Origin of the sequence: Microbacterium sp. 4-7 (assembly GCF_014332665.1) — a bacterium.
Taxonomy (GTDB): domain Bacteria; phylum Actinomycetota; class Actinomycetes; order Actinomycetales; family Microbacteriaceae; genus Microbacterium.
Map to the genome: position 1 here is coordinate 336,619 of NZ_MCRH01000007.1, position 18,198 is coordinate 354,816.

The 18,198-nt window shown below is 65.2% G+C and carries 16 protein-coding genes and 1 pseudogene; 7 read left to right on the plus strand and 10 right to left on the minus strand.

Translation table 11 applies throughout. From position 1 onward, the window contains the following. Nucleotides 1-110: 110 nt before the first annotated feature. From tmk to BEP68_RS16310, 6 genes and pseudogenes are all read right to left on the minus strand, one after another. On the minus strand, nt 111-740 hold the full coding sequence (tmk, locus tag BEP68_RS16285; RefSeq protein ID WP_056279859.1) for a dTMP kinase: 630 nt from the start codon (nt 738-740) through the stop codon (nt 111-113). Next, nucleotides 737-3,595: a type I DNA topoisomerase gene (topA, locus tag BEP68_RS16290; RefSeq protein WP_187250578.1), complete on the minus strand. Its 2,859-nt coding sequence runs from the start codon at nt 3,593-3,595 to the stop codon at nt 737-739. The genes tmk and topA overlap by 4 nt, the downstream gene beginning before the upstream one ends. A gap of 98 nt (nt 3,596-3,693) precedes the next feature. Then, nucleotides 3,694-4,023: an Rv3654c family TadE-like protein gene (locus BEP68_RS16295; protein WP_056279855.1), complete on the minus strand. Its 330-nt coding sequence runs from the start codon at nt 4,021-4,023 to the stop codon at nt 3,694-3,696. Between the two features lie 28 nt (nt 4,024-4,051). Continuing rightward, nucleotides 4,052-4,396 carry a TadE family type IV pilus minor pilin gene (locus BEP68_RS16300; protein ID WP_053097363.1) on the minus strand — a complete coding sequence of 115 codons (345 nt, stop codon included), beginning with the start codon at nt 4,394-4,396 and terminating at the stop codon, nt 4,052-4,054. After that, nucleotides 4,396-4,503: pseudogene (locus BEP68_RS16305) on the minus strand (DUF4244 domain-containing protein); the annotation flags it as partial. The pseudogene BEP68_RS16305 and the gene BEP68_RS16300, both read right to left, overlap by 1 nt. 270 nt (nt 4,504-4,773) lie before the next feature. Continuing rightward, complete coding sequence (locus BEP68_RS16310; RefSeq protein WP_187250579.1) at nt 4,774-5,940, minus strand: PIN domain-containing protein; 1,167 nt, start codon at nt 5,938-5,940, stop codon at nt 4,774-4,776. A gap of 277 nt (nt 5,941-6,217) precedes the next feature. On the opposite strand from BEP68_RS16310, the gene BEP68_RS16315 reads away from it, so the two are divergent. Continuing rightward, nucleotides 6,218-7,417: a hypothetical protein gene (locus tag BEP68_RS16315; RefSeq protein WP_187250580.1), complete on the plus strand. Its 1,200-nt coding sequence runs from the start codon at nt 6,218-6,220 to the stop codon at nt 7,415-7,417. Nucleotides 7,418-7,455: 38 nt separating this feature from the next. After that, nucleotides 7,456-7,581: a hypothetical protein gene (locus tag BEP68_RS18290; protein ID WP_261987886.1), complete on the plus strand. Its 126-nt coding sequence runs from the start codon at nt 7,456-7,458 to the stop codon at nt 7,579-7,581. Nucleotides 7,582-7,846: 265 nt separating this feature from the next. On the opposite strand, the gene BEP68_RS18410 is transcribed toward BEP68_RS18290, so the two are convergent. Together BEP68_RS18410 and BEP68_RS16325 are read right to left on the minus strand one after the other, a co-directional pair. Continuing rightward, nucleotides 7,847-9,535, minus strand: a complete 1,689-nt coding sequence (locus BEP68_RS18410) for a UvrD-helicase domain-containing protein (protein WP_222839462.1) — start codon at nt 9,533-9,535, stop codon at nt 7,847-7,849. Beyond that, entirely contained in the window at nt 9,532-11,139 is a 1,608-nt protein-coding gene (locus tag BEP68_RS16325; protein WP_187250581.1) for an ATP-dependent nuclease, read from the minus strand. Before BEP68_RS16325 ends, BEP68_RS18410 begins: the two co-directional genes overlap by 4 nt. Nucleotides 11,140-11,318: 179 nt before the next feature. Here BEP68_RS16325 and BEP68_RS16330 point away from each other — a divergent pair, with 179 nt between their 5' ends. Further along, nucleotides 11,319-11,945, plus strand: a complete 627-nt coding sequence (locus BEP68_RS16330; RefSeq protein ID WP_187250582.1) for a hypothetical protein — start codon at nt 11,319-11,321, stop codon at nt 11,943-11,945. A gap of 609 nt (nt 11,946-12,554) precedes the next feature. Here BEP68_RS16330 and BEP68_RS16335 read toward each other — a convergent pair. Then, the gene (locus BEP68_RS16335; protein WP_087096044.1) at nt 12,555-13,496 is read right to left on the minus strand and encodes a GlxA family transcriptional regulator; all 942 of its coding nucleotides are present in this window, start codon (nt 13,494-13,496) and stop codon (nt 12,555-12,557) included. 107 nt (nt 13,497-13,603) lie between these two features. Between BEP68_RS16335 and BEP68_RS16340 the strand changes: the two genes are divergently transcribed. From BEP68_RS16340 to BEP68_RS16355, 4 genes are all read left to right on the plus strand, one after another. Beyond that, complete coding sequence (locus BEP68_RS16340) at nt 13,604-13,915, plus strand: putative quinol monooxygenase (protein ID WP_033107114.1); 312 nt, start codon at nt 13,604-13,606, stop codon at nt 13,913-13,915. Nucleotides 13,916-13,984: 69 nt separating this feature from the next. Next, nucleotides 13,985-15,205, plus strand: coding sequence for an ISL3 family transposase (locus BEP68_RS16345; protein WP_261987887.1), 1,221 nt, complete (start codon nt 13,985-13,987; stop codon nt 15,203-15,205). A 549-nt stretch (nt 15,206-15,754) separates the two neighbouring features. Beyond that, the gene (locus BEP68_RS16350) at nt 15,755-16,255 is read left to right on the plus strand and encodes a tetratricopeptide repeat protein (RefSeq protein WP_187250583.1); all 501 of its coding nucleotides are present in this window, start codon (nt 15,755-15,757) and stop codon (nt 16,253-16,255) included. Nucleotides 16,256-16,762: 507 nt separating this feature from the next. Beyond that, nucleotides 16,763-17,554 carry a CPBP family intramembrane glutamic endopeptidase gene (locus tag BEP68_RS16355; protein WP_187250584.1) on the plus strand — a complete coding sequence of 264 codons (792 nt, stop codon included), beginning with the start codon at nt 16,763-16,765 and terminating at the stop codon, nt 17,552-17,554. 55 nt (nt 17,555-17,609) lie between these two features. On the opposite strand, the gene BEP68_RS16360 is transcribed toward BEP68_RS16355, so the two are convergent. Then, the gene (locus BEP68_RS16360) at nt 17,610-18,161 is read right to left on the minus strand and encodes a primase-like DNA-binding domain-containing protein (RefSeq protein ID WP_187250585.1); all 552 of its coding nucleotides are present in this window, start codon (nt 18,159-18,161) and stop codon (nt 17,610-17,612) included. Nucleotides 18,162-18,198: the final 37 nt, after the last annotated feature.

Consider the following 18,198-nt stretch of genomic DNA (forward strand, 5'->3'; position numbering starts at 1 on the left):
CCCTCAGCCTAATCGGGAGCACCGACGTACGCGGCACCGCCGGGCGATGTACGCGGCACCGACCGGGTGATGCCCTGGCCATGACGTGGTCGGGCGCACCGCCGGGCGGATCAGCCGATGAGCGTCGAGACCCGATCGCGGATCTGCTCGGCGATGTTCTCCGGAGTCGCGGCGGCATCGAGAACCAGGAACCGCTCCGGTTCGGCCTGGGCCAGGGCGAGGTACGCGTCGCGGACGCGGGCATGGAACTCGGTCTTCTCGGCTTCGAGCCGGTCGAACGGCTTGTCGGCGGAGTCGAGTCGCACGCGCGCCGACTCGGGATCGAGGTCGAGCAGCACGGTGAGATCGGGAAGCGCTCCCTCGGCTGCCCAGAGCGACAGGTCGCGGATCTCGTCGCCGTCCAACACACGCCCCGCGCCCTGATAGGCGACGGACGAGTCGAGGTAGCGGTCCTGCAGCACGACCTCGCCGCGGGCGAGCGCCGGTCGAACGACGGTCGCGACGTGGTGCGCGCGATCGGCCGCGTAGAGCAGAGCCTCTGCCCGCGGGGCGATGTCGCCGCGATGGTGGAGCACGATGTCGCGGATCAGCTGGCCGACCTCCGACCCACCCGGCTCACGGGTGCGCACGACCGTCCGCCCCGCATCCGTCAGCCACTGCCCGAGCAGGTTCGACTGCGTGGTCTTCCCCGATCCGTCTCCGCCTTCGAGCGTGATCCAGACTCCGGAGTCAGACGTCACGAACCGGCCTTCTTCGCGGCGTTCGCGGCACGGGTGGCAGCGGCCTTCTTGGCGGCTGCGGACCGCGCGGCTGCCTTCTCCGCATCGGTCGCGGTCGCCTTCTTCGCGGGCGCCTTCTTCGCGGGCGCCTTCTTGGCCGCGGGCTTCTTCGCCGCGGGCTTCTTGGCCGCGGGCTTCTTCGCCGCGGGCTTCTTGGCCGCACCGCGTTTGGGCGCCGGCCCCTTGGCTCGCTTGTCTGCCAGCATCTGCACCGCGGTCTCGAAGGTGATGTCCTCGACCTTCTGGCCCCGGGGAATCGTGACGTTGGTCTCCCCATCGGTGACGTAGGCGCCGAAGCGTCCGTCGCGGATGCGGATCGGCTTGCCGCTCACGGGATCTGCCTCGAACTCGGCGAGCGCGCTGGATGCTCGGCGGGATCCGGCGCCGTACTTCGGCTGCGAATAGATCTCGAGGGCCTTCTCGAGGGTCACATCGAAGATCTGCGATTCGCTCTCGAGCGAGCGCGAGTCTGTGCCCTTCTTCAGGTAGGGCCCGAACCGGCCGTTCTGCGCGGTGATCTCCTCGCCGCTCTCCGGGTCGGCTCCCACGACGCGCGGCAGGCTGAGAAGCTGCAGCGCCGTGTCGAGATCGATCGTGTCGACCGACATCGAACGGAACAGCGAAGCGGTGCGCGGCTTCGGCGCGGCATCCTTCTTCGCGCCACGCTTGGGCTTGGGCGCCTCGACGACCTCGCCGGTGGCCTCGTCGACCGCCGCATCTTCAGAGACGGGGTCGTTCTCCTGGACGTAGGGACCGAATCGGCCGTCCTTGACGACGACGATCTTGCCGTTGTCCGGGTTCGTGCCGAGCACGCGGTCGCCGGCGACCGGCGCATCGATGAGCTCCTGCGCCTTGGCCTCGGTCAGCTCGTCAGGAGCGAGGTCTTCGGGAACGTTGACGATGCGCGGCTTCTCGTCCGGAGCGTCGGGGTTCGCGACCTCGAGGTAGGGTCCGTACTTGCCGAATCGCAGGGTGGCGGTCTCGGTGATCGGCGTGGAGTTGAGCGCACGCGCGTCGATCTCGCCGAGGTTGTCGACGGTCTGGCGCAGTCCGACGTGCGAATCCGAGCCGTAGTAGAAGGAACGCAGCCATTCGACGCGCTTCTGCTCGCCGCGGGCGATCGCGTCGAGGTCGTCTTCGAGAGCTGCGGTGAAGTCGTAGTCGATCAGGTCGGCGAAGTGCTCCTCGAGCAGGCGCACGACGCTGAAGGCGAGCCACGTCGGCACGAGAGCCTGGCCGCGCTTGGTCGCGTAGCCGCGATCGATCACGGTGCCGATGATGCTCGCGAACGTCGAAGGGCGGCCGATGCCGTGCTCCTCGAGCGCCTTGACGAGCGACGCCTCGGTGAAGCGCGGCTTCGGGGTCGTGCGGTGCCCCTTCGCCTCGGCATCGGACATCCGCAGGTCATCGCCGACGGCGACCGCAGGGAGTGATTGGTTCTCGTCGGCGTCCTTGTCGTTGCGCTTCTCGTCGCGTCCCTCTTCGTATGCCTCGAGGAAGCCCTTGAAGGTGTAGACCGTGCCCGATGCGGTGAACTCGGCCTTCTGCCCGTCGGCGTCGACCGCGATCGTGACGGTCGTGGTCTCGTACTTCGCGTCGGCCATCTGGCTGGCGACGGTGCGCTTCCAGATGAGGTCGTAGAGGCGGTGCTCCTCGCGGTCGAGTTCGGCGGCGACCGACTTCGGGGTGCGGAAGTTCTCACCCGACGGGCGGATGGCCTCGTGCGCCTCCTGGGCGTTCTTGCTCTTCGACTTGTAGACGCGCGGCTTGAGCGGCACGGCGCTGTCGCCGTACAACGCGACGGCCTGGCTGCGAGCGGCCTGCACCGCCTGGGTGCTCAGCGCCACCGAGTCGGTTCGCATATAGGTGATGTAGCCCTTTTCGTAGAGCCGCTGGGCGACGCTCATCGCCTGCTTGGCACTCATGGAGAGCTTTCGTCCGGCCTCCTGCTGCATGGTGGAGGTGGTGAACGGCGCGTATGGGCTGCGGGTGCCGGGCTTCGCCTCGACCTTGGTGACCGTGCCCGTGCCTGCGGCGTCGATCGCCAGCGCGAGGGCCGCCGCCTTGGCCTCGTCGAGGATGATGACGGCCTTCTTGAGCTTGCCGTCGTCGTCGAAGTCGGTGCCTCGGGCGAGCTGACCGCCGTCCACGCGGACCAGACGGACCTTGAATCCGGACGACGAGGACGCGAGCGCCTCGACGTCCCAGTACTCGGCGGACACGAACGCCATGCGCTCGCGCTCACGCTCGACGATCATGCGGGTGGCGGCGGACTGCACTCGGCCGGCAGAGAGACCGGTCTTGACCTTGTACCAGAGCACGGGCGAGACATCCCACCCGTACAGTCGGTCGAGGATACGGCGGGTCTCCTGCGCGTCGACCAGGTCGGTGTCGAGCTCACGCGTGTTGCCGATGGCCGCTTGGATCGCGTCCTTGGTGATCTCGTGGAACACCATCCGCTTGACGGGGACCTTGGGCTTCAGCGTCTCGAGCAGGTGCCACGCGATGGCCTCGCCCTCGCGGTCCTCATCAGTGGCGAGCAGAAGCTCGTCGGCAGTCTTGAGCGCCCGCTTGAGTTCGGCGACGGTCTTCGTCTTGCGATCGGAGACCACGTAGTAGGGGTCGAAGTCGTTGTCGACGTCGATCGAGTACTTTCCGTACGCCTGCTTGTCCGCGGCGGGGATGTCCTTCTTGTCTGCGAGGTCGCGAATATGGCCGACCGAGCTGAGCACCTCGTAGCCATCGCCGAGGTACCCCTGGATCGACCGCATCTTCGTCGGAGACTCGACGATGACGAGCTTCTTGCCTTCAGCCAAGGGAGCATCCTTTCTTCGAAGCACACCATACACACCGCCGTGATGGGTTGGTCACAGAGGTCGCCTGCATTTTCGCCGGAAAGTGCCTCGCGCCGCAGTCAGATCCCCTCGGGTGGCCCAGCACGGGCTCGGGAGACGGCAGCGAGTCCAGCGTACTTCGCCTTGACCTGCACGGTCGCCACGAAGCCGTCGACGGCGCATTCGGTGAGTGCTGCACCGGAGGCCGCGGCGACCCGCGCGGCGAGGGTGCACGGGTCGACCGTGACGACGACTGCGCCGCTGGCGGCGTCGGCCGCTGCGAGGGCCGCGGCGTCGGCGGCTCCCGCTGCGCGCTGCGCGGTGACTGCCGCGCCGCCGACGGCGGCGAGTCCGAATGACAGAGTCGCGCCGACCACCAGCACGCCGGCCGCGAGCACCGACCCCGCCATCAGTGCTCCACCTCCACCGTCGAGAACATCAGAGTCCTCCGGCGAGCGCGCAACTCGACGCGCGCACGCCCACCCTCACGAAGCCGCCGACGGTGAAGTCGGTCTCTGCGGACACGCACACGAGATCGCCCGACGTGCTGCTCGACATCGACGCACCGGGCACTGCAGCCGACACCGCATGTGCGGCGGCCCCCTCGTCTTCTCCTCTGCCGAGGAGCCGGGCCGCGTCAGCGGTCGCATCCTGCAGTGCCACCTGACGGGAGGCTGCGCCCAGAGCGCCGGCTCCGAGTAGGAGGACGAGCACGACGGCGGGAACCGCGAGCGCGAGCTCCGCAGTCACGGAGCCGCGCTCGCCGGCATGGACGGAAGTCATCACGACACCGTCAGTGCCCGACGCACCAGGTCCGTGAGGATGCCACGCACCTCGTCTGACCTCATGATCACGACCAGGAGGCCGGCGAAGGCGACGGCCGCCACCGTGGTGTCTACAAAACATATTCGGATTGTGACGCATGCTTGGCAACGCGATCGAGATTTACCTACACCGGGCTCGGCCGGGGGTTATCCACGTCGGGCTCGGCCGGGAGTGATCCACGTCGGCACTAGTTGTGGCGTGGAGATGAGCGGACGAACGGGGATGCGAGGGTGACGGAATGCCTTGAACTAACTCGCACGTCCGATAACTTGCTCAGTGCCGCGAACGTACCTCCGGGTCACGAGCCATGTGTTCGCATGTCGGCCTTAGGCAGGTCAGTCCGCCTCGATCTCCTCGACTCCGTCCACCACGAGTGTGAGATCCTCGCTCGACGAGCCCGAGAAGGAACCGCTCAGCGTGAACCGCACGCGATGATGTTCCATCGCGCGGACCACGTACCGGTTCTCATCCTCGACGTAGGTGAAGCCGAAGTCGCCACGCTCCGGGTAGGTACTTCGGTCGATGTAGCCCTCGATGTGGCACTCGGCCTCGACCGTCACCCGGAGCACGCGCTCGCCACCCTCGCCGGCGCGGAGCACGTCAAAGGCGATAGTTCCCATGTCCGGCGTAATGTCGTTGAACGCGGTGTCGTGAAGCGCGCTGGACAGCGGGCTGTCGGCGATCACGTCGTCTTTCCAGACCCCCACCACCGTCACCAGGTCGCGGCCGAAGAGATCGGACAGCGTCTCGTCGACGAGTTCGGCGATGCGTGCCCGCGCCGGCTCGCTCCCGTCCAGTGTGTGAAGGGATTCGATGAGCGGAGCGATCAGCGGGTGACTTGTCAGCCCCTGCAAGTCCTCGACGATCGTGAACAATTGTCCGGCGTCGAGCTCCTCGCGTAGATGCGGGTGTAGCGCACCGGTCTTGCCTGAGCAGAAGTCGTCCGTGTTCTTAGTGACGAAGAGCACTGGAATTGTGGGGGTCTCCAGCTCGGCGCAGAGCGTCTGAATCGTCGCCCAGATCAGCGCGTCCCTGAAGCCCTTGCCCGTCTCGGCGAAAGGCTTCCGGCGGTCGAGGTCCCGTTCGAGTAGCTCCGCGACGGGCACCTCCGGGTACGGTGCAATCCGCACACGCTTGGCTCCGAGGAACGCTCGCAGCGACTCGTACACGGCGGGACGATCGAGCGACCTCGGCCCCGTCGCAATCGCATTCGCATTCGCATTCGCATTCGCATTCGCATTCGCATTCGCACGAGTGATGACGTCCACTGACCGCGCCGCCCCGATCACGTCGTTGAGCTCCGCAACGACGTTCCGGAGCTTCGAATGCTTGTCGTTGAACTCTTTCGCGCCCTGCCGGGCGAGCTCATGCACGACCACGTCGGGGACGACGAGCCGAATCACGCGGAGCCTCGAGAGAGCGAGGAGACTGCCGAACCCAGCACCAGACAGCGTCCTCAGCCCGTACAACGGGTTGGCATCGAAGATCACAACGGGCCTCATGGGTCCACCGTATCGGCGTTCTCGAAGGGCTCGTCCAGGACGCGTTGACTTGTCCGGTGGCAGCTGCGGTCGACGGCGTGAGCCGGCGCCCGAGACGTTCGACTACGGGCGCTATCGTTCGAGAAGCCCCGTTCAACGACCCGTACCTTGAGTGACAAGAGATGCTGCGCTAGCGCACCCAAGCTCAAAGTAGTGCCTACGTGCTCGGTGTGAGCGGCACCCGCGTGCTTGTGTCCGATAGCTTGGTGGGAGGCAGTCCAAATTGAAAGGCCGGTTGATGGCGACAGGCTACGAGCGATACAAGAACCATGCGGTGTGGGAGCAGCTCATTCTCAAGCGCGACGCGCTACACGCTGCGCGGTTCGACGATCCTGCTCTGGAGAGAGCGCGGAGAGACGTCGTGGAATGGCTCGACGAGGCCCTGAAGGCGAAAGCACCGCGTCAGCCAGCGCTATACCTCGGATCGCTGGACTTGCTCAGTACAGCGTTGAACAACCTCCCCGCTGATCAGCAAAACTTCGCGCAGTTCTGGCGCTATCGGACTCAGCAGGGGCAACCGGCCTACCAGCTCGAGGAGGCTCTCAAAGGTCTGCCGCTTCCCTCCCCGAAGGACCTCTCGGCGACCTACGTCAAACAGTTGGATGATGAAGTTGAGGTGCGCACGGCTCGTCTTGACGCCCTGAAAGTCCGCATCGACGAGACAGAGACGAGCCTGAAGGGGCGCCTCGCTGAGCTTCAGAAGGTCACGAACGACGTCGAGACTCTTCGATCGGAGATCCAAGCAGAGCGTGAGGCGATTGCATCTGTCAGCAAAGCGGCTGAAGCGAACATGCGATCCGAATGGCAGGAGTCTTTTCGCACCTGGGAGATCGAGCGCGATCAACGCGATGCCCTGGATAGGGCCGCGGCACTCGAACACCTGGGCACGCTAGCAGCAACTGCCAAGGCTGGCGAGGTTCTGGCCGAGCACGCTGCCGGCGACCTAAGCGCCTCCGACTGGTATCAGCGGGCATCAAGAGAGCGCCGAGCTGCACAGTGGATGCGCGCAGCCGCAATCGCGGCCTTCTTGCTGGCTGGCGCGGTCGGTTACTACATCGTGAACATGGCGATCGCCGAGAACTTCGATCTCACAGTGGGCGATGGCATTCTTCGAGCCACCGTGGCTATCGTGATCGGCGCGTTCGGTGCATTGCTGCTGCGAGAGTCGGGACGCCATTTCCGAGAGTCTGACACGGCTGAAGATGTGGCACTCTCTTTGAAAGCGCTCGCACCGTTCTACGCCGGGTCAGAGGATGGCGTCCGGCATGCAGCTCGAGCGGAACTCGGTGACGCTGTGTTGGTGAAAAACGTACTGTCCCGCTTCACTCATCGCGACGCAGCAAAGCATGCTTCTGAGTTGAGAGCGGATGCACTTGGCGGACTGGTCAAAGACACGACTGCGGCGCTGAAGCTGGCTGAGGCGAGCAACAAGCCCTAAAGGGCGAGGTGCGAACGCGGGAGCGAACGGTGAATGACGTGTCAGCCGAAAGCGTCGATCTGGCCTGGTTCAAGACCGAGGCCGGCGCGGCGCTGGCGCACGGTAATGAGTTGGTGGAGACGCTCTTCAGCGACATTCGTGACTGGACGATGCCCACCCCGTAACTATGCGCGGTGTCATCAACGCTCGGGGGCGCTCCGCGACTTTCATTGTCAACGACTTCGACGCGCCACCACTGAGCAAGTGGACAGCGAGTCGGGGACGCGTTGCACAACTGGCGTCGGATGCTCGATCTCGTTGAGTGCCCGTCCGTAACTAAAGTGAGTCCAAGGCCCGCTTGGCAACCAGGCGCAGAGGCTTCGCGTCACGTGCCATGCCGCGAGCGTAGCGAGAGGCGACGACGCCGAACGACCCAGCGCGGATCCGTCTTCAACGTGCGGCTATGTCGGGCCACGATGCGGTCCTAAACCATTCAACGATGCCCGCCGCGTCGGTCAAGGTCGCTTTCAGATCCGCCGTGAGAAACTGGGAGCGCTCCTTCGCCCATACGCGCCCGTTCAGCGCGGGAACCGCAGCTGCGTGGGTGAGGACCAATCCGTGACGCGCACGAGACATCATCACCGACAGAACACGCGCCTCCTCGAGGAGCGCTCCCTCAGTCTTAGCCTCGAAGAAGGGGATGTTTCCCTCCTCTAGACCGATAACAATCACCCAGTCGAACTGCTGCCCCTTGACGGCGTGTCCAGACAGGAGATGCACTCCTCGACGCGTGAGCAGCGTCGAGTTGTCGCCTACCCGGATCCGCTTCGAGACCTCGGCGGGCTTTATTCCGTCGCTGAGGAGCTCCAGCACCCACCCCAGAGCGTCAGCAAGTGCGCCCCGGTCGGCCGGGTCCTGGATCTGGTGGAACTGAGCGAAGTCTCGGAGGAAGTCGATCGAGTCCGCCGCAGCGAGCACCGCAGCAGCATCGACACTCGCCAACATGGTTCTCACCCGGCGGGCAGTCTCGGTGTCCAGAACACCGTCGTCCCAGCGATGCACCTCGAGGTCTGGCTGCTCGCTGAACGCCGTGTCTATGAATCGGCGCCTGGACGTGATGCGAGAGATGACGCCGATGCGCTGTCCGGGGGCTTCTGCGAAGACCGCCTTCGCGACCTTCACGACCCACGTTGCTTCCTCCTCGGCGCTCACATGCCCGACATGGGCTGCGAGGCCCCCAGACGGCCATGAGTCCGGCGCCGCACAGGTGAGCGTGGTGCCCTGGGTCAGCGGCACCAGCGCGTTGACTGCGTCCAGCACCGCAGGCGATGAGCGATGCGACTCGGTGAGCTCGACGACCTCGTCGACCTCGTCCGCAATAAGGTCGTAGACCTCATCCGGTCTTGCACCGGTGAATCCATAGATGCCCTGAGCGAGGTCGCCAGCGTATGTGGTTCGTCCAGCGCCGATGCGATTGATGATTCGGAGCTGCTGGGGCGTGAGGTCCTGGAACTCGTCCACGACGACCGCGGCGAAGTGAGCACGATACAGCTCAGCGACCTCGTCGCGGGCCAGGATGAGTTCCGCGACGCGAGGGAGATCGTCGTATGTGAGCTGCGCATCCCGAATCCTCAGCCTCTCGATCGCGATAGCGTCACGGTTGCCCTGCTCCTCCACGCGCTGCAGGACCTCGGCATCGTTGAGTGGTTCCTGCTTGACGCGCTGGAGTACCTTGTCCACACCTGCGCTTTGTCCGTAGTTCAGTCCGGCGCGCTGGCACTGTTCTTTGACCCAGTCGTTCTCGGGCAGGGTCCACTCCGGGTCGAGTCCGATGGCAGCTGCGTGAGAACGGTAGACACGGGCGGACAAACCGTGGAAGTTGATCACCGTGATCTTGTCGCGGAGCTCCGCTGCGCTCAGGTGGACGCGCAGTCTCTCGCGGATATTGTCCTTTGCCCGATTGGAGAAGGTCGCTACCAGGATGCGTCGCGGACCTGCGGCGCCCCCTCGGCGCAAGATGCCCTGGACGCGCAGAGCGAGCGCCTCACTCTTTCCGCAGCCAGCGGGGGCGACGACGAGCATCCCCGCTTGCTCGCTGTCACGAATCCTGAGCTGTTCGGCGGTGGGTTCGACCGTCACAGTGCTGCCTCGATCTGAGCGAGCATGCCATCGATGCTCGCGATCGCACGAGCGGCCGTCTCATCAAGCAGCGAGACAGCCACGAGCGCCGCGTTCACCTTGAATCTGCGGCAGAAGGCGGCGACGTCGGAGTCGTTGAAGGTGCCGTCGGGACTCGTCGGGGAGAGCAGCGCCAGCTGGTTCGGCTTGAAGAGCGTGGAGGCGGATAGTGCCGCCTGCAGCTGCACCGCACCGAGCGCCGCGACGTATTCGTCTTCGAGGTCGGCGCGGGAGACCCATACGAAGTTGTCGTTCAGATCCGCGACTGGCACACCGAGCTTCGTCGCGGTGGCGGACTCGGCATCGTGGTCGATCAGCATGGAGAGAGGTACGTCGAACCCGGAGAGCCCGAACAATGTGTTGATCGCTCCCATGTCTCCGGCGCCGTTGGTCTCGACAAGAGACACGCCAAGCCGATCGAGATTACGGTTCGTGAGATCGGCTGCACGCTCTACGATGATCCGGTCGGAGAGCCCCTCGACGGCTACAACACGGCGAGCAGTCAGTGGCTCGAGACGATCACGGACCCACCAGCGAACGGTCAGTCGCTCATCGCTTGTGAGGAATCCCGCGCCGGGCTGCACGACGGTGCCGGCCGGCTTGATCACGACGATCGAGTCTGGGTTGAACGCTCCCACGATGTCGGGTGAGTGCGTGGCGATGATCTTCTGATTGGCGCTGACCTTCAGCAGGCGCGCCAGGCTGCGCTGACTAGTCGGGTGAAGGTGGATTTCTGGCTCGTCGATGCCAACAACGTTCGCTCCAGAGCTCGTGAGGTCGTACAGCGCGATCGCGTACAAGGCCCGCATGCCGTCGGATTGCGCAGTGATGTCACGGAGCTCCCCGTCCCTCTGGACCTGGAGACGCACACCGGCCAGGACGTCCTGGTCTGCGGACGAGCCGGGCACGAAAGCGAGGTCGTCTGTACCGACAGCGGCTGGCAACGCCTTCGTCAATTGTGTGGCGAGGTCCGCCCGCACTCCCTCCATGACCGTCGACTCGGAAAGGACCGTAGCGAGCCGCTGAATTGCACCGTCGAAATCACTCTGCTCTGCGCCAAGCTCCACCGCATCCAGCAGATCTCGAACAGCAGATCGACGATCCTCGCGCAGCTCGCGGGCCTGACCGGTCGCGCCCAGGAAACGCCAGCCGATCGCGTCGAGCTGAGGGCGAGAGAGCTGCCGTCGGGTTCCCGCGCCGACAGCGATGCGCTCGATGTTCAAGGTCTCGTTGGTGTCGACCATTGCGCTCAGACGGAGGGTCGCTGTTGCGATACCCGAGGACGCATCGATGTTGATCTCGTCGGGAAACGCAGCCTTTTCATCGTCCGAGAAGTCGATGAGTTCCACCTCGACCACGAACTCCTGATTCGTATCTCGGAAGTCCTCGGCCGTGATCTGCGAGTACAGCTGTGCCGTCGAAGCTCCAAGCAGGAGGTGCAGGCACCGGAGCAGCGAACTCTTCCCGACATCGTTGGCACCGACCAGTACGAGGTGATCGCGGACCTCGATCGCGACGTCGGCGATGCGTGAGTGGTTCTGGATTTTGATGCCGGTGAGCTTCATAGCTGTGTGGTTCCGTTCTGCCCCAAGGGTTCATCCCGGCCGAGATCCCATCGCACGGCTCTCGTCCACAGTGCCACACGGCAGATACAAAGCTGGGCAATTTCGTCGTCGGATCGCCGCTGGCGCAGCATGCCCACGCGTCCGGCCAAGAAGCTGACCCGTTAATGCAACGATGAGTCATGCCACGGAAGCCACAGAAGCCCATTCGACTTCTCGAATCAGTGCCGAGCAAGGTCTATGAGCGCTTGATCATCCGCTATCCGTACCAGACGAACGGTGACTATGCGCATGCGTACCACTTCGCGGCGAACCGACTCGCAGAGACCTTCACCGGAGACGCTGCCGATGATCTGATCCTCCTGCCCTTCCTCACGCTCTACCGGCAGGCGTTCGAACTGCAGCTCAAGAACGTGATTCACGCCCTTGTGAACACGCGGATTACGTATGTGGACGGCAGAGAGCCTGAGCTCGTAAACGCTCTCTCGGACGAGAGGCTCAAGCAGCTGGGCCATAACCTGTACAAATTGCTGAACGAGGTGAGAAAGCACTACGAGGCACTTGAACTCGGTGAAGCGTTCCCGAAGGAAGTGGAGAGGCTCGTTGGCATGCTGCATGAAGCCGACAAGAGCGGCACGGCTTTCCGGTATGCCGGACAGCTCCCGCACACGCAGGAGCACGCTGACTTCCCCGACCTCGCGGCCTTGTTTGACGAGCAGTACGACAGTCTCTCGGTAATCGTCGACTACGTGGACGGCCTCTACTCCGCGGGTCCGACGCTGGACGATGTGATGAGCGATTACTGCTAAAGCAGCTGGGACCCATTGGTGGCGGCGTAACTTCGACCACACGACGGTAGCCCTGCTCCGTCCTGACGGAGGAGCGTTCGGCGATCAAGGTTTCGCGGCGGTGCGGTTGATGGATTTCGCGATCTTTCGGCGAGTGTCAAGAGCGGAGTGCGTATTGTCCGAGCTCTGCCGTCGAGAAGACCAGCGCCTCGCCGGAAAAGAGGTGCGGCTATACCGGCTCTTCCCAGATGAAGGTGTAGGTCGGCCGGGAGCGTCGGTCCGCAGATAGACGTCGAGGTCTCCCGACGACGGAGGTTCCTACGCCATCCATCCGAAAGACCTCGACGTGCCCGACGCTACCCCGCCGGCCGGCTTCGGCCGCCCTGACCTAACCGCCTTCGCGGCTCATCCCAATCGACCCTGATCGGGTCTGCTGACCCCCTCGACGAGAACGCAGCGACATCACAGCCACCCAACCCCGACCGTCCGGGAAGCCGGGGCACGTCACATGGGCTGTGCTGCGGGCGTGTCGAGTGGGTCGTCCAGGGGCGACGCAGGAGCGTCGACGCGACGTGCTGAGAGGTGGTTCCAACCGAGCGCTAGGACACAAGCTACAGGCATGGCGATAGGTCAGGAACGGCGTCGCTCCCTGCGCAGGAGGGAGCGCAGAGTCTCGGCGTTCGCGTAGCCGACCCGTAGCGCGATCTCGGCGGAGGTGAAGTCCGTGGTTGCTGAGAGGTGCCGAGCTCGTTCGATGCGAAGCCGTTGGACGAAGCCGAGCGGAGTGAGGTTGAGCGCCGCACGGACTCGTCGTTCGAGGGTGCGCCGGCTGGTGCCGAGCGACTGCGCGACGAAGGCGACGTTGAACGGTTCGTCCAGGCGGGCGCGCACGAAGCGTTCGAACTCGACGACGATCGGGTCCTCGTGCCGGAGATGTTCGTAGGCGACGAAAGCCGCCTGCGACGGACGCTCGTCGATGATGAGGAGCTTGGCGACATGTTGGGCCAGGTCGGGGCTGATCGATCGCACGAGTGAGAGCGCGAGGTCGATGTGGGCGAACGCGGCGCCGGCGGTGACGAGGTTCCCGTCGACCACGACCATGGTGTCGAGATCGAGGGCGACGGTCGGATAGCGCTTCCGGAACTCCGGCCCCAGGAACCAGCTGGTCGTCGCCCGCCGATGATGCATCCGTCCTGTCTCGGCGACAGCGAACACGCCGGTGCACGCCGCGGCGATCCGGGTGGTCGCCTCGTCGAGGCGCCCGAGCGAGGCGATGACCGAACGAGCATCTCGACTCTGGAGGACGTCGTTGGTAGCGGCGGCCGTAAGGGTTCCAAGCGCAGGGACGACGACCACGTCGAACTCTCCGGACTCCGACAGCGGGTGGTCCACCGACAGGGTCATCGATGCCGTCGTGGTCACTCGCCGTTTCGGTCCGAGGATGGCGAGTTCGATCGGGTCGATCCGCGGGTCGACATCGCCGCGGGCTCCGTCGGCCACCCGCACGATGTCGATGATCGACGCGATAGCCGAACCGAAGCAGCCGTCGATCGCGATCAGTCCGATACGCATGACGTAAACAATAGCAATACTGCCGTATACGCCACTCCCCACCGGCCCTCGCTCGTCATACGCTGAACTCGTCCCACGAAGAACCCCGACGTCAAGGAGAGTCCCTCATGTCCACACCCGCATCACTTCCGTATGCCTTCGTCGCCAAGATCGTCGCGGCCGATGGACAGCACGACGCTGTCGCCGATCTGCTCGCCGGCGCTGTCGCACTCGCCAACGAAGAAGTAGGAACGATTGTCTGGTTCGCGGTCAGGACCCACGCCGACACCTTCTGGATCTTCGATGCATTCCCCGACGAAGCCGCTCGCGACGCCCACGCCAACGGCGCCATCGTCGCAGCCCTGATGGCCAACCAGCACCTCCTCGGCGCAGCACCCGAGATCCTGGCGGCCGACGTCCTCGCGTCCAAGCTCCCGTAGTCCGCCAACGCACGAGACGATCGCGCCCCGCCGAGTCGGTCCGCAGATAGACGTCGAGGTCTCCCGACGATGGAGGTTCCTACGCCATCCATCGGAAAGACCTCGACGTGCCCGACGCTACCCCGCCGCCCGGCTTCGGCCGCTCGTGACACCGTGATCCGGCGGTTGGCCCACGAGCCGCTGGGCTGGCGACCGACCGTGCTGGAAGTTGTAGTGCGCCGCTACCGCTGTGCAGACTGCGGACACGTGTGGCGCCAAGACACCAGCGCCGCGGCGGAGCCACGCGCGAAGCTCTCGCGCACCGGGCTGCGGTGGGCGCTGGAAGGGATCGTGGTCGCACACCTCACCGTCGCCCGTGTCGCCGAGGGACTCGGGGTCGCGTGGGACACCGCCAACAACGCGGTCCTGGCCGAAGGCAAGCGGCTGCTGATCAACGACCCCACGCGGTTCGAGGGCGTGAAGGTGATTGGCGTCGATGAGCACGTCTGGCGCCACACCAGGCGTGGCGACAAGTACGTCACCGTGATCATCGACCTCACCCCGGTCCGCGATGGCGCCGGCCCAGCAAGGCTGCTGGACATGGTCGAGGGCCGGTCGAAGGCGGCGTTCAAGACCTGGCTCGCCGACCGCGACGACGCCTTCCGTGACGCGGTCGAGGTGGTCGCGATGGACGGCTTCACCGGGTTCAAGACCGCCGCTGCGGAGGAGATCCCGGACGCGGTCACGGTGATGGATCCCTTCCACGTCGTGCGCCTGGCCGGTGACGCCCTCGACAGGTGCCGGCGCCGGGTCCAACTCGCGATCCACGGGCACCGTGGGTTCAGGGACGATCCGCTCTACAAGTCGCGGCGCACGCTGCACACCGGCTCGGACCTGCTCACCGACAAGCAGAGCGACAGGCTACGCGCGCTGTTCGTTGATGACGCTCACGTCGAGGTCGAGGCGACCTGGGGTGTCTACCAGCGGATGATCGCCGCCTATCGCCACGAGGACCGGCAACGTGGCCGCGAGCTCATGGAGAAGCTGATCACCGACCTCAGCGCCGGCGTCCCCAAGGTGCTCACCGAGCTCGCCACCCTGGGCCGGACCCTGAAGAAGCGAGCCACCGACGTGCTCGCCTACTTCGAACGACCCGGCACCAGCAACGGGCCGACCGAGGCACTCAACGGACGGCTCGAACACCTGCGCGGCTCCGCACTCGGGTTCCGCAACCTGACCAACTACATCGCCCGAAGCCTGCTCGAGACCGGCGGCTTCAGACCCCAACTCCTACACCCCCGATTGGGATGAGCCACAAAACGCTCATCCCTGACGTGTTCCTCCGCGGCCGCCGTTCTGCGTGCAGCTTTGCTTCTCTTGCCGCTCATCACGATCCCCCTGGCAAATCACCCGAGAATGAAACCACGCACTCGGGCGTCCTGCGGGAACCACGCCGGACAAGACCGCGATTGTCGCCAGATCGCACGCGTGTGATGCTCTAGAACTTCCAGATTTGGATGGGTCATGAACGAGAGAGAATGAGGGACTTTGCGCCGACACAATTCGCTGAGGAGCGACGATCGTCAGCGCCGGTGATCGAAAGCACGAGCTCTACTGCGCACTGGGACATGCGTCGAAGTGGGCTGCGGCTGCGCCGGATAGCTGCGATAAGTGGTCTTATCGTCGGTAAACGGCCAGACAGGGAAGTAAGAAGGGGCTGAGCAGGTGAGAGCGCGTTTCCAGTGCTGGCGCGGGCTCTCGGGGCGACACGCGGACTTGATGTCGAACCTGAGCGATCGCTCTGATGCAGCGCGCTACCGTGAGTTCCGCACGGTCCCATCACCCGTGCAGGGGGCCACGATGGCGACTGCCGAGCTGAACGCTGAGCTGGATCGGATCTTCCAGGAGCGGGACCGCGAAAACATGGCGCCGACGATCGCGGCGCTTCGCCCGATTCTGGAGAAGCACCCGCACGATCCGCGCGTGCTCTACGAAGTCGGCGGGGCGTTCGACACCGCGGGCGAAGAGGTCATGGCGAAGGGCTACTACCGGCGCGCCCTCGAGAACGGACTCCACGGCGACATCCGCCGCCGGTGCTTCCTCCAGTACGGATCCACGCTGCGCAACCTCGGCGATCTGGACAGATCAGCAGAGGTGTTCCGGACAGCCCGGGAAGAGTTCCCAGACGACGTGGCGCTGGGCGCATTCGAGGCGCTGACGCTGCATGCGCAGGGGCACATGAGTGCAGCTCTCGGTAGCCTGCTCACTCTGCTCGCGGGGCACGTTCACACCGAGGAGCTCGAGCGATACAAGCCGTCGATGCGCGGCAACGCTGAGTACCTCGTCTCGCTCGACGCTTAGCTGGGTCTTGCGGGAACGGACCCGAGCGAGGATCCTGAATCTGCCGGATGGCGCCGGGGGGCGATCATCTGGCCGGAGTGACTCCGGCGGGCATCGGCGTCACTCGGGACGCCTCGCATCAGCGTTCCTCCCTCGCGCGAGGCGTCCCGCACCCGGCCCCGGTTTCGACTGGTGCAGGTTCTCTGCGGGGGTGGTCCCGACAGATCTGGGGTACCTTCGGGACCACCCTGCCGGTGTCGCTGGGGACTTCACCGGCCCGCGGATCGCAATGTGTTGCGATCTGCGCTCAAGGTAGTTCCGACGTTGTCGCGCCCATAGCCCCCTTGAGCGATTCTTCGTCTCGGTCTACTATCCGGCGCCACGGTGCTCGGCTCTGGGGATCCTAGGGATGATCCGACAGGGCACGTGGCGCGCGGCGAGCCGCTTGTGGGTACCTGTGCCGGCACAGGTCAGACTGGACGTTGAAGGCGCGGCGCCCGTGCCTCACCTGAGAGAGGCGTTCGTTCGATGGCATCGACTGAGCAGAAGTTCCGCGTCCGGCCCCGCGTGTGGATCGGTCTGGCGATCTGGGCCGGCTACCTTGCGCTCGTCTACGCGATCCAGACGCTGGGCGGCGTGCCGTACGACGAGTGGATGGACAGCGCCGGGAACCTCTTCTTTGGAGCGGGCGTCTCCCTGATCATCGCGACGGTGCTGCTCGTGATCACCACCAGTCTGCTGGGGTGGTGGGGGCCAGCCCTGTCTGAACGCGCGCGGAGCCGTCACCGATGGCCGATCTTCATCCCTGTCCTGATGGCGATCGCCGCGCTGATGAACCTCGCAGGGACTGATTGGGCTTCTTACAGCGGTGCGTTCTTCGCCGCGTCACTCACCCTCGCGCTCGTCGGGTTCACCGAGGAGATCGTCAACCGTGGGCTCCTTCTCGTCGGCTTCCGCAGCCGGCTCAGCGAAGGATGGGTGTGGTTCCTCACCTCGGCGTTGTTCGGCCTCAGCCACCTCATCAACATCGCCCTCGGCGCAGACCAGGGCGGCACCGTCATTCAGGTGTTCAACGCGTTCCTCGCTGGCACGGTGTTCTACATCCTCCGCCGCGTCACCGGCTCCCTCTGGTGGGCCATGCTCCTGCACGGCCTGTGGGACTTCTCCGTCTTCGCGACAAGTGTCGGCACACCCAGCGACATCGTCTTCGTTGCCAACGTGGTCGAACTCATCGCCGGGTTGATCGGACTCGCCTGTGTCTTCTTCGTGATCCGCGGAGCGAACGAGCGCATCGACCACCCAGCGATCATGCGCGCTTAGACCAAGCGCGCTCGTTACGAGGCCACAGGCCCCAGCGGTCAGAACGCCACTTCACTCAGGCAGCGTGGCGGCGAAGCCCGTAGATCGCTGCGTTCGTGCCGTCGGGGCGCCAGCTGACCTTCTGCGCCAGCGGTTCGTGGACGCGCATGATCACGCCGGTACGAGCGCGGGTGTACCGCCAGGCGCCGCACTCCGGCAGCGCCTTTCGAAGTCGCTTGCTGAACGCCGCCTTGGTCAGGACTGCCTCTTCGGGGTGCCGGCGGCGCATCCAGTCGCTGTAGATCTCGTGCACGACCTCCATGGGCACGAAGTCCCAGGTGAACCGCTCAGCGTGCTCGCCCCAGAAGGCCTCGACGCGGAGCTCGTGACAGGACTTCGACGCGCTCGGGATCGAGGCCGCCGCGGGCCTGGACATGGCCGCGGCGATGGCGTTCCACATGGGCTCGACGGACGGGTCCGCGCGAAGTTCGGCGGCGTAGGTGTCGAAGAGCTCGTTGATCTGCTCGCGCACGCCGTGAAGTGTCGCGAGGCCTTCGAACGTCGGTTCGGGCGCAGTCAGCAGCCCGCTGACCGAACTGATGGCGGCGGCGATGGTGGGCGTCTGCATGATGCTCCTTCGTGGTCGGCATGAGGATCGTGGTCCG